Origin of the sequence: Halorussus caseinilyticus, from assembly GCF_029338395.1 — an archaeon.
Taxonomy (GTDB): Archaea; Halobacteriota; Halobacteria; order Halobacteriales; family Haladaptataceae; genus Halorussus; species Halorussus caseinilyticus.
Genome location: NZ_CP119810.1, coordinates 161,303 through 175,494 on the forward strand (window position 1 = coordinate 161,303; position 14,192 = coordinate 175,494).

Annotated in this window: 12 protein-coding genes; 5 read left to right on the forward strand and 7 right to left on the reverse strand. The window is 67.3% G+C overall.

The window, feature by feature from the left end:
• Nucleotides 1-114: 114 nt before the first annotated feature.
• Nucleotides 115-717: an HD domain-containing protein gene (locus P2T60_RS18360; RefSeq protein ID WP_276282567.1), complete on the reverse strand. Its 603-nt coding sequence runs from the start codon at nucleotides 715-717 to the stop codon at nucleotides 115-117.
• A gap of 97 nt (nucleotides 718-814) precedes the next feature.
• Between P2T60_RS18360 and P2T60_RS18365 the strand changes: the two genes are divergently transcribed.
• A complete protein-coding gene (locus P2T60_RS18365; protein ID WP_276282568.1) occupies nucleotides 815-1,153 on the forward strand; it encodes a DsrE family protein in 339 nt (112 codons plus the stop codon).
• Nucleotides 1,154-1,184: 31 nt separating this feature from the next.
• Here the strand turns inward: P2T60_RS18365 and P2T60_RS18370 are convergent, their stop codons facing one another.
• Together P2T60_RS18370 and P2T60_RS18375 are read right to left on the reverse strand one after the other, a co-directional pair.
• Nucleotides 1,185-1,661, reverse strand: a complete 477-nt coding sequence (locus P2T60_RS18370; protein ID WP_276282569.1) for a cupin domain-containing protein — start codon at nucleotides 1,659-1,661, stop codon at nucleotides 1,185-1,187.
• Nucleotides 1,662-1,879: 218 nt separating this feature from the next.
• Nucleotides 1,880-2,848 carry an NAD-dependent epimerase/dehydratase family protein gene (locus tag P2T60_RS18375; RefSeq protein WP_276282570.1) on the reverse strand — a complete coding sequence of 323 codons (969 nt, stop codon included), beginning with the start codon at nucleotides 2,846-2,848 and terminating at the stop codon, nucleotides 1,880-1,882.
• A 132-nt stretch (nucleotides 2,849-2,980) separates the two neighbouring features.
• Here P2T60_RS18375 and P2T60_RS18380 point away from each other — a divergent pair, with 132 nt between their 5' ends.
• Nucleotides 2,981-4,336, forward strand: a complete 1,356-nt coding sequence (locus P2T60_RS18380) for an MFS transporter (protein WP_276282571.1) — start codon at nucleotides 2,981-2,983, stop codon at nucleotides 4,334-4,336.
• A gap of 9 nt (nucleotides 4,337-4,345) precedes the next feature.
• Here the strand turns inward: P2T60_RS18380 and P2T60_RS18385 are convergent, their stop codons facing one another.
• Both P2T60_RS18385 and P2T60_RS18390 read right to left on the reverse strand, forming a co-directional pair.
• The gene (locus P2T60_RS18385; protein WP_276282572.1) at nucleotides 4,346-5,584 is read right to left on the reverse strand and encodes a cytochrome P450; all 1,239 of its coding nucleotides are present in this window, start codon (nucleotides 5,582-5,584) and stop codon (nucleotides 4,346-4,348) included.
• Nucleotides 5,585-6,211: 627 nt separating this feature from the next.
• Entirely contained in the window at nucleotides 6,212-7,975 is a 1,764-nt protein-coding gene (locus tag P2T60_RS18390) for a thiamine pyrophosphate-binding protein (RefSeq protein WP_276282573.1), read from the reverse strand.
• 328 nt (nucleotides 7,976-8,303) lie between these two features.
• Here P2T60_RS18390 and P2T60_RS18395 point away from each other — a divergent pair, with 328 nt between their 5' ends.
• Nucleotides 8,304-9,509 carry a CaiB/BaiF CoA transferase family protein gene (locus P2T60_RS18395; protein ID WP_276282574.1) on the forward strand — a complete coding sequence of 402 codons (1,206 nt, stop codon included), beginning with the start codon at nucleotides 8,304-8,306 and terminating at the stop codon, nucleotides 9,507-9,509.
• A gap of 30 nt (nucleotides 9,510-9,539) precedes the next feature.
• Nucleotides 9,540-10,313, forward strand: coding sequence for an alpha/beta fold hydrolase (locus P2T60_RS21930; RefSeq protein WP_420028720.1), 774 nt, complete (start codon nucleotides 9,540-9,542; stop codon nucleotides 10,311-10,313).
• Between the two features lie 70 nt (nucleotides 10,314-10,383).
• On the opposite strand, the gene P2T60_RS18410 is transcribed toward P2T60_RS21930, so the two are convergent.
• Nucleotides 10,384-11,313 carry an NAD-dependent epimerase/dehydratase family protein gene (locus tag P2T60_RS18410; RefSeq protein WP_276282575.1) on the reverse strand — a complete coding sequence of 310 codons (930 nt, stop codon included), beginning with the start codon at nucleotides 11,311-11,313 and terminating at the stop codon, nucleotides 10,384-10,386.
• Between the two features lie 406 nt (nucleotides 11,314-11,719).
• On the opposite strand from P2T60_RS18410, the gene P2T60_RS18415 reads away from it, so the two are divergent.
• On the forward strand, nucleotides 11,720-12,934 hold the full coding sequence (locus P2T60_RS18415) for an XdhC family protein (RefSeq protein WP_276282576.1): 1,215 nt from the start codon (nucleotides 11,720-11,722) through the stop codon (nucleotides 12,932-12,934).
• On the opposite strand, the gene P2T60_RS18420 is transcribed toward P2T60_RS18415, so the two are convergent.
• Nucleotides 12,904-13,515 (reverse strand): nucleotidyltransferase family protein, encoded by a 612-nt coding sequence (locus tag P2T60_RS18420; protein ID WP_276282577.1) that lies wholly within the window; start codon nucleotides 13,513-13,515, stop codon nucleotides 12,904-12,906. The two genes, P2T60_RS18415 and P2T60_RS18420, sit on opposite strands and share 31 nt — an antisense overlap.
• Between the last annotated feature and the right edge of the window lie 677 nt (nucleotides 13,516-14,192).

Genomic DNA, 14,192 nt, shown 5'->3' on the forward strand with positions numbered 1-14,192 from the left:
ATAGCAGTCAGATAAATCATGTGATTGGGGTGCGGAACGAACTGCTTTCCTCGCGGGAAGGAAGCGACGTTCTTTCGCCCGCCCGCGAGGGCGCGCCGTCGGCGCGCCCTCCCCTCAGTCGGTCGTCTGACTGTACTCGTCCACCCACTCTTTCAGGGTGATGCCCATCGCCGACTGGGTGATGGCGTTTGAACTCGCGGAGTTGGCGCTCTTGACCAACTCGGCTTCCAGCGTTCGCTTGGGCACCTCGCCGAGGAAGTGGGGAATCGCCCGCTGGACCGCGAGCGGACACCCGACTTCGTGGGCCAGCGCGTACCCCGAGATGGAGTGGGGCACTTCCTCGGTGGCGTACCTCGGGTCGGGGTCGAGCAGTTTCTCGTCGTCCACGTGGTCTACGTACTCGTAGCACTTGCCCACGTCGTGGAGCAGGCACGCGGCCCGAATCACGTCGAAGTCGGGGTCCGCGCCGTGGAAGTCTCGCTGTTCCTCGGCGGACTTGACCGCGATGCGCGTGACTCCCCGGACGTGTTCGACGTTCGTGACTTCGTGGATGTTCCACGCGTAGGGGATGTCGAACACGTCCTTCCACCCGCCGCGTTCGAGACCGAGCGTCCACGCCGCCACGACCTGCTCGCGCAACTGCTCGTCTTCGATGTCGCCGATTTCCGGAAACGCGTCTCGAACCTGCGCCTCGTAGTCGGGCGTCTCGTCGCTCATAGTTCGGAAATCCGTCGGGTGGACCGTAAGGGTTCGTGTTCGTCGGTTCGCAGTGGGCCAGCAAGAACTTGCCCGTCAAGCCCGACCTACACACGCTATGCGAACCACATTCCACCTCACGAGCGGCGACGAGGACCACCAGAAGACAGTTCTCACCATCGCGGAGAACCTCTCGAAGGACGAGACCGTCGAGATGGACGACATCGCTGTCGTCGCGCAGGCCGAGGGCATCGACCCCCTCACACAGGGCGGTACACACAGTGATACGGTGGCCTCCCTTCTCGACGCGGGCCTCTCGTTCAAGGCCTGTAGCAACACGCTCGACACGATGGACCTCGCGGAGGGTGACCTCGTGGAGGGCGTAGAGAAGGTCTCGTCGGGCGCTGGCGAGTTGACCCGGTTGCAGGAGGACGGCTACGCCTACGTCCGGCCGTAGGTTCGTCCATCGCCGAGCGCAATCGACTCGGCTACCCCTGCGTGGTCCCGCACTCGGTGCAGGTCAACTCGAAGTTTCCGCCGACGAATCCCACGTCTTGGGTCCTCTCCTCGTCGCACTCGGGGCAGTAAGCCCGCGACTGGAGTTCGTCCCAGTCGTGGGTCGCGCCGGGCGCGCCGAGCGCCCACCCTTCGACGGTCTCCTCGCCGTCGTTGTACCCCTTCTGGAACTCGCCGGGCGGGAACCGGACGAGTTCGCCCGCGTCCACGACGACCTCCTCGCGGTCGATTCCCACCTCGAAGGTGGCGGTCCCCGTCTCGACGTAGAACACCTCTTCTTGGTCGTGGTGGGTGTGTAGACTGCCGGAGAACGACTCTCCCGCTTCGAGTTCGAAGTAGTTCATCGCGAAGTGGTCCGTACCGAGCGCACGCGACACCGGCTTTCGGACGCTGTGTACCTTCATCGGGTTCCGCTCGTTGTCCACTGCGTCGATGGCGACTTTCTCCATGCCCGGTCGTTGGAACTACTGAACTAAGGGATTGGTGTTTGGGAGGAATCTCTCGTCGCTTCCTCGTAGACGACGCGGCCGCCGTTTTCGGAAAGCCCTCTCATGGATTGCTGAACCGCGTATCTGACGCGCGCAGGACTGCGCGCGTCAGATAGAGAATCGGAGTCCCTTGACGGGTCGGCAGTCACGCAAAAATCGAGGTCGCTCGCGCAACCGGACTACTCCAGCGGGTCCAGACCTTCCTCGGCCCGAAGCGCCTCGATGTACTCGCGGAAGCCGGTTTCGAGGTCGTACTCGGGGTCGTAGCCAAGGTCTTCCTGCGCGTCGGTCATGTCGAGCTTCTGGGTCCACGGGAGTTCGCCCTCGTCGCTGACTTCGATGTCGGCGTCGGGCATAATCGAGCGGACTGCTTCGGCGGCCTCCCGAATCGTTGCGACTTCTCCCCGGACGTTGTAGATGCGCTGGCTCAGGTCCTCCTCGGGTGCGAACGCGGCCTTCCGGAAGGCTTGGGCGATGTCCTTGACGTACTGCCAGTCGATAACTTGGTCGCCGTACTCGACCGAGAACGACTCGCCGACCGCGGGCTTTTCCACGATGTTGGCGAGGAACGCCGACCCGCCGGTCTCGCGGTAGGGTCCGTAGGCGACGGTCGGGCGCAGACCGACGTGGCTCAGGTCGTGGTCCTCGAAGTAGACCTTCGCCTGATGCTCGTTGTACTCCTTGGTCGCGCCGTAGAGCGTGTCGGGGTAGACCAAATCCTCCTCGTCCACCCAGTCGTCCTCGTAGTTCGCGGGAGGGGCGTAGACGGCCGCGGAGGACGCCCACGCCACGCGCTCCACTTGGTCGTCGAGGGTCCGGGCCGCCTCGAAGACGTTGTTCGTGCCCATCACGTTGACCTCGGCCGCGCCGCGGGGGTTGTCCCGCGCGAGGTTCGTCAGGAGCGCGGCGAGGTGGACGATGCGCGTCGCGCCCGACTCCTTGACCGCCCGGACGACGCTGGTCGGGTCGGTGATGTCGCCGCGGACGACCTCCACGTCGTCGGCGACGCCGAGTTTCTCCAGAATCCCGGTGTCGGTCGAGAGGTCGTAGGCCACTACGTCGTGGCCCGCTTCCACGAGGTCCTGTGCGACGTACGACCCGATGAAGCCGGTTCCGCCAGTGACGAGTACGGTCTCTGAGTCTGCCATCGCTCGCAAATCTGTCCGGCACCGTAAAAAAAGTGCCACAACCGACGCGCCGCCGGTCGCCCTCCGAGGCGTTCCCCGGACCGCGAGCGCAGGATACTTCCCTCCACCCCCACCATTCCGAACCGAAACACCGTGCGACTCCCTGCCGTCCCCGGACGCGACTCGCTCCCCGACCTCTCGCGCGAGACCCTGCTCGTCGTCGCCCTCGTCGGCGGCGCGGAGTTCGTCAACCACACGTATCTGGTCCTCTTCCCGCCGATTCTGGGCGTCCTCTCGAATGACTTCGGCGTCTCGCTCGCCACGCTCGGGATTGCGATGGGCGTGCAGGGCGCGGCCAACACCGTCTTCCAACTCCCCTTCGGCTACCTCGCGGACAACTACGACCGCAGGCTTGCGCTCGGTCTCTCGCTCGGCCTGAGTACCGCGAGCGTCTTTCTGGTCGCCTTCGCGCCCACCTTCGAGGTCCTGCTGGTCGGCCAAGCCCTGCTCGGAATCGGCATCGCGGGCCACCACCCCGCGCACTTCCCCCTGCTCGCGGACGCCACGCCCGAACACCTCCGCGCGCGGGCCTTCAGCGTCCGGGGGTTTCTGGGGAGCCTCGGGTTCGGCTTCCCGCCGGTCTTCTTCGCGGCCGTTCTCGGGTTCCGGGGGTTGACGTGGCGCGGCGCGATTGCGCTCGTCGGCGCGTTCGGCGCGCTCTACGCCCTTTTCACCCTGTTCGCCTTCCAGCGATGGGTCGGCGAGGACGTGACCGCGCCCGAAACCGGGTCGGCGGGGTCCGCGTCGGCCTCGGCCGACGCGGACGACCCGAGTTCGGCCGACGACGCCGCGGCGTCGTCGGCCGATTCGTCGGCGTCCCGTCTCGCGGGCGTCCGCCGGGAACTCCGGGCCGTCCTCGCCTCGCCGGGCGTCCTCGCGCTCGCACTGCTCGCGCTCGTCGCCTCGACGGCGAGTTGGGGTCTCACGTCCTACGCGGTGGTCCTGCTCCGGCAGGGGTACGGACTGGCGTTAGACGCCGCGAACCTCACGCTCTCGGCGATGTTCGTCGTGGGCGCGCTCGCCGTGCTGGTCGGCGGGGACCTCTCGGACCGCTTCTCGCCCGGCCCGCTCATCGTCGGAAGTTACGCCGCCGTCGTCGTCTTCGTCGGCCTGCTCGCTTCGACGGCGATTCCGGCGCTCGCCGCCGTCGCGTGCCTGCTCGTGGTCGGGGGCACGCGGGCGCTCGCGGGACCCGCCCGGTCGAAACTCGCAGACGGTCTCTCGGCGCGGTCGGACCTCGGCCGGACGTTCGCCGTCGTCACCGTCGGAACCATGACCGGGAGCGCGCTCGCGCCGCCGCTGTTCGGCGCGCTCATCGAGCGCTCGGGGCTTCGGGTCGCGTTCGCCGCCATCGCCGGAATCTCGGCGCTGGCGGTTCTCGTTACCCTGTTCGTCCTCTACCGGCAGGGGACCGGCCGGAGCGCGCGAGCGGGCGTCGAGGCGGAGTAACTGCGTTCGCTACCGCTCGTCGTACCGAATCGGGAGCGACTCGACGCCGTAGACGAACGAACTCCGAGTCGGTCGAAGGTCGTCGTCCGCGACTCGAATCTCCTCGGTGCGGTCGAGAAGCCCCGTGAGCGCGATTTCGGCTTCGAGACGCGCCAGCGGTGCGCCCAGACAGTAGTGGGTGCCGTGGCCGAACCCGAGTTGCTGTGTCGGCGACCGGTCGGGGCGGAACTCGTCGGCGGCGTCGAACTGGCGTCCGTCACGGTTTGCCGACCCGAGCCAGACGATGATTCGGTCGCCCTCCTCTATGGTTTCGCCGCGTAGCTCCACGTCCTCGGCCGCGATGCGGGTCATCGCCTGCACGGGCGACCGGTAGCGCAGGACTTCCTCCAGTGCGGTCGTGAGTCCTCGCTCGTCGCCGCGGAGTCGGTCGAACAGGTCCCCTCCGGCGTCGGCGAAACACCGGACCGCGTTGGCAATCAGGTTCGTCGTCGTGATGTTGCCCGCGACGAGCAACAGGATGCACATCCCGAGCGCCTCCTCTCGGGAGAGTCGGCTTCCGTCGCTCAGTTCCGCCGTGACGATTCGGGACAGCAGGTCGTCTCGGGGGTTCTCCCGGCGGTCCGCTATCATCTCCACGAAGTACTGGGCCATCTCCATCTGGGCCTGCTGTTGGCGTTCGAGGAACGCCTCGCTCGCGTCGTCGTCGCTCGCGGCCGCGACGAGGGTGTCCGACCACTCCTTGAACCGGTCGCGTTCGTCGGCCGGAACGCCCAGTAACTCGGCGATGACCGTCACCGGGAAGGGGTACGCGAGGTCGGAGACGACTTCCATCTCGTCGCCTCCCTCCGCGACGGCGGTGTCGAGCAAGTCGTGGGCGAGTTCCCGGAAGTGGGGTTCGCGCTCGCGGAGCGTCCGGGGTCGGAACTGGTCGTCCACGACGCCGCGGAGTTCGTCGTGGCGCGGCGGGTCCTGAAACAGCATCGTGTCGAAGATGAGACCCTCGCCGGGGTTGTCCGGTTCCACGAAGTCGTTCGCAAGCCGGGGGTTCACCGAGAACGTCGCGTCGTCGTCCAGAATCCGTTTCACGTCGTCGTAGCGGAACACGTCCCACGACCCCCGGTCGGCGTCGTACCTGACGGGATTCTCCTCGCGCATCTCCCGGTACCAGTCGAACGGTTCGAGCCACGACTCGCGGCCCTCTAACTCGTCGGGAAACGCCTGCAATCCCTGCGGATTGGCGGAACTCATGCCCCCGGTCTACACCGTTGCGGTGCTAAACTGTCCGGATTGGTCGGCTATCCGGACTGGTCGGCACGGCGAGGATTTCGGAGACCGGTCGCGTTTCACGGCCGTTCCGGATGGCGCTCGGGACCGCTTCCCGAAACCGTGCATCGTCGGCAAAGAAACATAAATATTGCTTTTAGAATTCTATTTATTTGTCTCGAAATTGGAATTCATTCTCTCGCCGTCACCCATACGTTCGCCGTCTCCATTTTCCGGCGCGCGCGAGCAACGCGCGCGAGGGACGAGCGAACGGAGTGAGCGAGGAGGTTGGGGAGGTGTGAGGTTTCGGTGGCGGTGCTGTGCAGTTGCGGTATGATTGGCTCAAGCCTGAAGCGAGTTCCTTCGAAATCGTCGCCGTCGCGGTTGCTGTGTCGTGTTCGGTCGCCGTCGCGGTTGCTGTGTCGTGTTCGGTCGCCGTCGCGGTTGCTGTGTCGTGTTCGGTCGCCGTCGCTGTCGCAGGTGCATCTAGTCGCCGTCGCGGTTGCTGTGCGGTCCGATTGGCTCCGTCCCGAAGCGTGCGACTTCCCTGCTCTCCCGACCGCGCGTCTCGGTCGTCTCCCGCCGACTCCGAAAACTCGGCTTTCGCTCGCGTTACTCGTGTAGGCCGCCGACTTCCGCGTAGAACGACGACTGGAGTTTCTCGGCCATGTCCTCCTCGCGGTCGATGCGAGCGTCTACGACCGTCGGCACGTCCGACTCCTTGCCCTCCCGAAGCGCGTCGGCCAACTCGTCGGGCGTCGTCGCCCGGCGACCCTCGGCACCGAAGCCCTCGGCGACCTTCACGAAGTCGGTGTCGTGGAATTCGACGCCCGCGATGTCTCCCTCGCCGTCCTGCATCTGGCGGACCATCCCGAGACTGGTGTCGTTCAGCACGACGAAGGTGGGCGCGACGCCCTGATCGACCGCGATTTCGACGCTGGTCATCGTCATCGTGAATCCGCCGTCGCCCGCGACGCCGACGACATCCTTGTCCGTCGTGATGGCCGCCGAAACCGCGGCGGGAGTCGCCCACCCCATGCCGCCGACGCCGCCCGACCCGAAGTAGGTCCGAATGGCTGGCGTCTGGAGGTGGTTCAGAAGCCAGAATCGGTTGTTTCCCGAGTCGGCAGTGACGATGGTCTCGTCGTCCACGACGGTCTCGATTTCCTTCACCGCGCGCTGGGGTTTGATGGGCGAGGCGTCGCTCTCACACTCCGGAGCGTGGAACGACTCGCGCGCGGACGCCGCGCGCTCGCGTCCCCAGTCGCTCGCGGACGAGGGCGCAGACGCGCCCTCGTCCGCGTCGCTCGCATCCGCGTCTCCGCCCGCGTCGTCCGCGGTTCCGCGGGCGTCCGCGAGCGCACGCAGACTCTCCTTCGCGTCCCCGATGAGACCCACGTCCGCCGGATACACCCACCCGGCGTTCCGGGTGTCGATGTCGGCGTGGATAATCGTCTGCTCGTCGGGCCGGATAAAGCTCGGGGCCTGCCAGTTGGTGTCCATCGGGTTCATCCGACACCCCGCGACCAGAAGCGCGTCGGCCTCGCTCACGACCTGATTCGCGCCCTCGTGTCCGAACGACCCGATGACGCCGCCCGCGAGGTCGTGGGTCTCCGGAATCGTCGATTTCCCGAGGTAGGAGGTCACGACCACCGCGTTGTAGGTCTCGGCCACCTCCCGCAACTCGTCGTAGGCCTGCGCCGCGTGGACGCCGTTCCCGGCGATTATCACCGGTCGCTCGGCGTCGGCGAAGGCGTCGGCCGCGGCCGCCACGTCGCGGTCGGTCGGCGCGGCGTCCCAGTTTCGGACCTGCTCGTCGGCGTCCCACACCGGCGGAATCGGGTCCTCGGGCACCTCCTCGGTGATGGCGTCACCGTCGAAGACGACCGCGGTCGGGCCGGGTCGCCCCGCGGTGGCGTGCTTGAACGCCAACTGGACGCTCCGGAGGGTCTCGGTCGGCGAGCGCGGGAACCAGTGTTCCTTGGTCACGCCGTCGAGGATTTTGGGGAGGTCGAGACCGCCGTAGTCGCCGCGGGACTGCTGGTAGGGCGCGAGCGTCGAGTAGTCGCCGCGCTCGCTGGCCTCGGTGAGGACGACCATCGGCGACGACGACAGGCGGGCCTCCATCTGGCCGATGGTGCCGAGGCTCCCTATCCACGGTCCCTGTCCGGCGAGGACGCCCGGCGTCTGCGTGAGGCGACCGTACATCTCGGCCATGACGCTCCCCTCGCGTTCGTCGCGCGGGCGAATCACGTCGATGTCCGACTCGGGGAGTTCGTCCAATAGCTCGATGACTCGGCCGCCGGGGTAGCCGAAGACGTACTCGACGCCGAGGGATTCGAGTTGCGAGACGACTTCCTCGTTGGTCTCGGTCATGGGCCGAGATGACTCGGGGTGGCGTCTTTGGTCTGTCGCTTCTCGAAGGTGTGTTTCGCCGGGAGACGACCCGGCGCGGTCGAACGACTGTACATCGTTGTCTGAAGTTGTCGGGGAGTGACGGGAGCTGGTGAAGAGGGGTGACAGCGACGACCGGTGTCCGAAGACGCGAGAAATCCGGCCGCCAAGCGGCCAGATTTCTTCGCGTCCGTTTTTTGGTCCAGATTTTTCGAGGAACGGTGCCAAGCGCGGCGAAGCCGCGCGCAGGCACCCGACGAGAAAAAGGTGGCTCCAAACCTTTTTTATCACGCCACACACCCACACAGCCATGTCGAACAAGATTTTGGACGGCGTGCGGGTCCTCGACCTCACGACGTTCGTCACCGGAGGCTTCGCCACCCTGATGCTCGCCAATCAGGGCGCAGAGGTCGTGAAGGTCGAACGCCCCGACGCGGGCGACGACAATCGCCACTCGGGACCCCCGTTCGTGGACGGCGAGTCGCCGTACTTCTGGACGGTCAACTACGGCAAGCGGAGCGTCGAACTGAACCTGAAGTCCGAGGAGGGAAAGCAGGCCCTCTACGACCTCGCGGCGGAGGCCGACGTGTTCGTCCAGAACTACCGGCCCGGCACCGCCGAGCGACTCGACGTTGACTACGAGTCCATCCGCGAACAGAACGAGAACATCGTCTACTGCGCCATCTCCGCGTTCGGTCAGACCGGGCCGTGGCGCGAGCGACCGGGCTACGACCTGCTCGTGCAGGGGATGTCCGGCATCATGAGCGTCACGGGCGAACCCGACCGACCCCCCGTCAAGGTCGGCCTGCCCCAGACCGACCTCATCACCGGGATGTGGGCCGGGTTCGGAATCGTCAACGCCCTCTACAAGCGCGAGCGGACCGGCGAGGGCGAGTACATCGACCTCGGGATGCTCGACGCGACCCTGCCGTGGTTGACCAAGCAGGCCGGGAAGGTGTTCGCTGGCGAGGAACCCACCAGAATGGGCACCAAGGACCCGGTTCTCGCGCCCTATCAGACCTACGAGACCGAAGACGGCCACATCAACGTCGCCTGCCTCAACCAGAAGCTCTGGCGGGAGTTCTGCGAGGCACTGGACCGCCCGGACCTGTTCGCCGACGAGCGATTCGAGACCAACGCCGACCGGGTGGAGAATATGGACGCCCTCGAAGCCGAAATCGAAGCCGAGTTGACCGAGCGGACCACCGACGAGTGGATGGAACTGCTCGTAGAAGACGCCGGAATCCCGGCCGGGCCGGTCCAGAGCGTCGAAGACGCGCTCTACAACGAGCAGACCGAGGCCCGCGGCGCGGTGACGACGGTTTCCGACGACGAGTCGGACCGCGAGATTCCGGTCGTGGAGCATCCGCTGAACTACGCCGACGCCGAAAGCGGGTTCGAGTCGCCGCCGCCCGAACTCGGCGCGGATAACCGCGACCTCTTCCGCGAAATCGGCTACTCCGAGTCGGAAATCGACCGACTCGCCGACCGCGGCGTCTTCGGCGAGAACGAGTAGCGTTTTGTCGGGGACGCCCGACGCTCCGCTATGAGTCAGACGAAGACGGTCGCCCTCCCCGACGGTCGGACCCTCGCGTACGACGAGTACGGTCCCGGCGACGGAACGCCGGTGTTCTGCTTCCACGGTAACCCCGGTTCCCGTCGTCTCTGGGCGCTGTTCGAGGACGCCGCCGAACGCCTCGGCGCGCGGGTAGTGGCACCCGACCGGCCCGGATTCGGTCGCTCGGACTTCCGGCCCGGCCGCGAACTGCTCGACTGGCCCGCAGACGTTTCGGCGCTGGCCGACCACCTCGGCGTCGAATCGTTCGCCGTCGTCGGCTTTTCGGCCGGGGTCCCCACGCGGCGGCGTGCGCCGCCGCGCTCCCCGAACGGGTCGAACGCGCCGTCCTCGCGTCGTCGTCAGCGCCGCCGGAACTCCGCGAGGACCCCGGACTCGCCGGGCGCGTCCTCGCGGCGGTGGGCCGGATTCCGGGGGCGTCCCGCGCGGCGTTCGGTCTCGGGAGTCTGCTGGCGAACCACTGGCGCTCGCGGTTCCGGGCCGGACTCGAAGCGAGTGCGACCCCGCCGGACGCGCGCCTCTTCGAGGGGTCGGTCGGCGACGTACTCGCGGCCGACGCCGCCGAAGCGTTCCGGCGGGGGAGTCGCGGCCCGGCCCGCGAGTTCCCACTGCTCGGCGAACCGTGGGGATTCGACGCCAGCGAGGTCGAGACGCCGGTCTCGCTGTGGCACGGCGAGCGAGACGGCCGGGTCGAGAGCGGCGTCGCGGAGCGGTTCGCCGAGCGACTTCCGGCGGCGGACCTGACGCTCGCGGACGAGGCCCACTACTCGACGCTCGTGAGAAATCGGGAGGCGATTCTCCGGTCGGCGGTCGTCTAGCGCAACTCGTCGTACAACTGTTCTGCGGCGGTGCGGACGGCTCGGGCGCTCTCGCGTTCGGGCGACCACCCGATTGCGCTGGCCTTCTCGACGGAGAGGCGCATCTTGGGCACGTCGCCGGTCCACCCGCGGTCCCCGCCGGTGTATTCGAACTCGGGGTCACACCCCACCACGTCGCTGACGAGCTCGGCGATGCGCGTGACCGAGATGGTCGTTCTGGTGCCGAGGTTGTAGAGGTTGGTCGGGTCGTCGGTGTTCTCCACGACGTGTTCCATCCCGCTCACGCAGTCCTCGACGTGGAGGTAGGACTTCTCTTGGCGGCCGTCGCCGAGGATTTCGAGGCTCTCGGGGTCGTCCAGCAGTTTCTCGATGAAGTCCGAGATGACGTTGTTGCGCTGGTGGGGACCCACCACGTTCGAGAACCGGAACATCCACGTCGTGAAGTCGTGGGAGTGGGCGTACGTCGAGAGCAGACCCTCGCCAGCCAACTTGCTCGCGCCGTAGGTGCTGACCGGTTCGAGCGGCGCGAAGTCCTCGGGCGTCGGGCGCGGGGCCTCGCCGTACACAGCCGAGGAGGACGCGAAGGCTATCTTCGACAGGCCAACCTCGTCCATGCGTTCGAGGACGTTGTACAGCATCGCGTTGTTCTCCTCGAAGACGCGCCGGTGGTCGCCGCGGTTCACGTCCGAGAGCGCCCCGAGGTGGAAGATTACGTCGAGGTCGTCCGTGACGACTTCGGCAACGTCGTCGGGGTCGGTGAGGTCGGCGTCCGTGAACTCGGCGTCCTCGGGCACCCACTCGCGGTTGCCCTTCGAGCAGTTGTCCGCGACCAGCACGTCGTTGTCCTCGGCGAGCGATTCGGAGAGGTGGGTGCCGATGAGTCCGGCACCACCGGTGACGAGGACCGACTTCCCTGAGAGGTCCATGCGGGAAGTACCGACGGAGCGACGGATATATCTTTATTTCCGCGGGTGTGCGTGGGTCTCACACCACGTTTCGGGAACTTCGGGGGCGGTCGATTCCGGTTCGGCGAGTCGGGGCCTTCTCTCACTCTTCTTCTCTCTCCATGCGAACCTTCCCACGCGGCGCGTGCGGGCGCGGCCGCGAAGCGGGCCGCGCCCATCCGCGCGAGGGACGCGGCCGCGGATGCGGCCGCGAGGTTGGGGAGGCGTGAGGTTCGCGGTAGCGGTGCGGTTGCGGTCTGATAGGTTCGAGTCCGTCGCTCGCTTCTGCTTGGCCTTCACTATCGCCGAGACCCGCCGTCGTCAGGACAGATATAGAGTGGTTCCCCCGACGCCAACACCTAAATATCCCTGATTGTTACCACGGACCATGAACGACGAGACTGACGCGTGGGCCGCGAGTGCGCTGTCGGTCCGCGAGGCGCTCCGGGACGCCGCCGACTCCGAGGTCGAGACCGGGACGACTCCCGACTCCGAGACCGGGACCGCCGTCGCTACCGTCGTCGCCGTCGAGGGGTCGGCCTACCGGCGGCCCGGCGCGAAGCGGGTTCTCGGCGACGAAGCGGTCGGGGCCATCACCGCCGGGTGTCTCGAAGGCCCGGTGGCCGACCTCGCGGAGCGCGCGCTGGCAGAGGGCGCGCTGTGCGAGACTTTCGACCTGACCGGCGAGGACGAGTCGTGGGGGTTCGGACTCGGATGCAACGGCGTCATCGACGTGCTAGTCGAACCCGCCGACCGGAGCTTTCTGCCCGCGCTGGAGCGTGTGGCGGCCGGTGAACGGGTCTCCCTGCTCACCGTCGTCGGCGGCGACCACCCCGACGCGCCGGTCGGTGCGCGGGCGCTGGTCGGCGCGGACGGGGACGCGGCGGACGGCGACGTTGCGCGCTCGGACTCCCGACTCGCTTTCCGCGACTCCCAGCCCGCGCTCCCCGACGACCTGCTCGCGGCGGTCCGCGAGCGGGCGAGGGAGTTCGCAGTGGCGGGGCGGTCGGACACCCTCCGCGTCGAGACCGACCGCGGCACCGCGTCGGTGTTCGTGGACGGACTCGAACCCGTCCCGGAACTGCTGGTCTTCGGTCACGGCGCGGACGTGCGTCCGGTCGCGCGCCTCGCTCGGGACGCTGGCTTTCGGGTGACGGTCGCCGCCGCACGCGGCGCGCGGGCCGAGGCCGAGCAGTTCTCCGCGGCCCACGAAGTCGTCGCTACCCGGCCCCCGGACGTGGCGGAGGCAGTCTCGCGGCCCGCCGACACCTACGCCGTGCTGATGAGTCACAACTTCGTGGACGACCGGCTCGCGCTCGAAGCACTGCTTGCGACCGAAGTCCCCTACGTCGGGTTAATGGGACCGCGCAAGCGCTTCGACCAGATGCGCGAGGCGCTGGCCGACGCGGGCGTCGAACTCTCGGTGGGCGACCGCGAGCGAATCTCGACGCCCGTCGGTCTCGACGTGGGCGGCGGCGAACCCGCCCAAATCGCGCTCTCGGTCGTCGGCGAGGTGCTGGCGGTGTCGAACGGCCGCGAGGGGGGTCGGCTGACCGACAGCGAGGGGCCGATTCACCCGCGGTCCGAGGTGGAATCGGACTGAAGCGCCCGCAGGTCGCCCACGGTGTCAACGTCGCGGTGGATACCGGGGTCGGGCACGCTAACCCACGTCACGGGTTCGGACGCCAGTAGCGCGCGCCCACCGGTGTCGCCCTCTACGCTCGCCAACTCGTCGAAGTAGCGGGCGTCGAAGAGAACCGGATTCCCTCGGTAGCCGTCGTAACGCGGCGCGACGATGCCGGGAGCGTCGGGGTCGTCGCGGAGTTCCCTGTACGCCCGGACGATTGAATCGACCGTCTCGACGCTCACGCGGGGCATGTCGCCGAGGGCGAACAGCACGGCGTCGGCGTCTCGTTCGCGGGCCGACTCGACCGCCCGACGGACCGACGCGCTCTGGCCCGCCTCGTAGTCGGGGTTGGCAACGATGCCGAATCCGTCGGGGAGCGCGCGCTCGACCGCCTCCCGGTCGTGGCCCACCACGGCGACGGCGGCGTCGAGACTCGACTCGGCGAGCGTCCGCGCCGCGTGCGCGACCACCGGCCGTCCGTCGAGGTCCGCGAGGAGTTTGTTCCCGCCGTCGAAGCGCGACCCTGTTCCGGCCGCCAGTAGCGCGCCGAGTATCACGTCCGGGACTCCGGCGGCGGTGGGAGTAAATGTTGGTGTCTCTCGAAGTGGATATAGGTTGCCCAAGAATAGTATTTTCATTCTTTTAGAAACAAAAATCTGTCTTTCGATTCCGCCGCGTCCGGCCAGACGCGCGCTATCGGTACTTCTGTCGGTCCGTGGTGCGCGCCATTAGTCCCTGCCCGGCGCGCGCGAGCAACGCGCGCGAGGGACGAGCGAACGAAGTGAGCGAGGAGGTTGGGGAGGCGTGAGGTTGCGGTGGCGGTGCGGTGCGGTTGCGGTATGATTGGTTCAAGCCTGAAGATAGTGACTTTTGGTCTCTCGTGTGGTATCGCGTTGGCCTGAGTGGAGACGCCGAGAGGAAGACGACGCGGAAGAGACGGGGAGCTAGCTACTCCTTGAGCCAATCATACCGCACCACGTCCTCCCCAACCGACTGCGCTTCTCGGTCGTCGCTTCGCTCCTCTCTCCGATGCTCGCCCCTCGCGCGCGTTGCTCGCGCGCGCCGGACTGGAAAACGTTTCGCGCGCCGAGTCAGATGATTCCCCCTCCGTCCTCTCCCTTAAAATCCCCTCGCGGAGAACGACACCCGGAACCCCGACGAAAGCCCCGTCCACATCCTGCTGTCACCCCCGAAACCCCTTCGCGGGACAACGTTTATGCGCCGTCCAGCTATA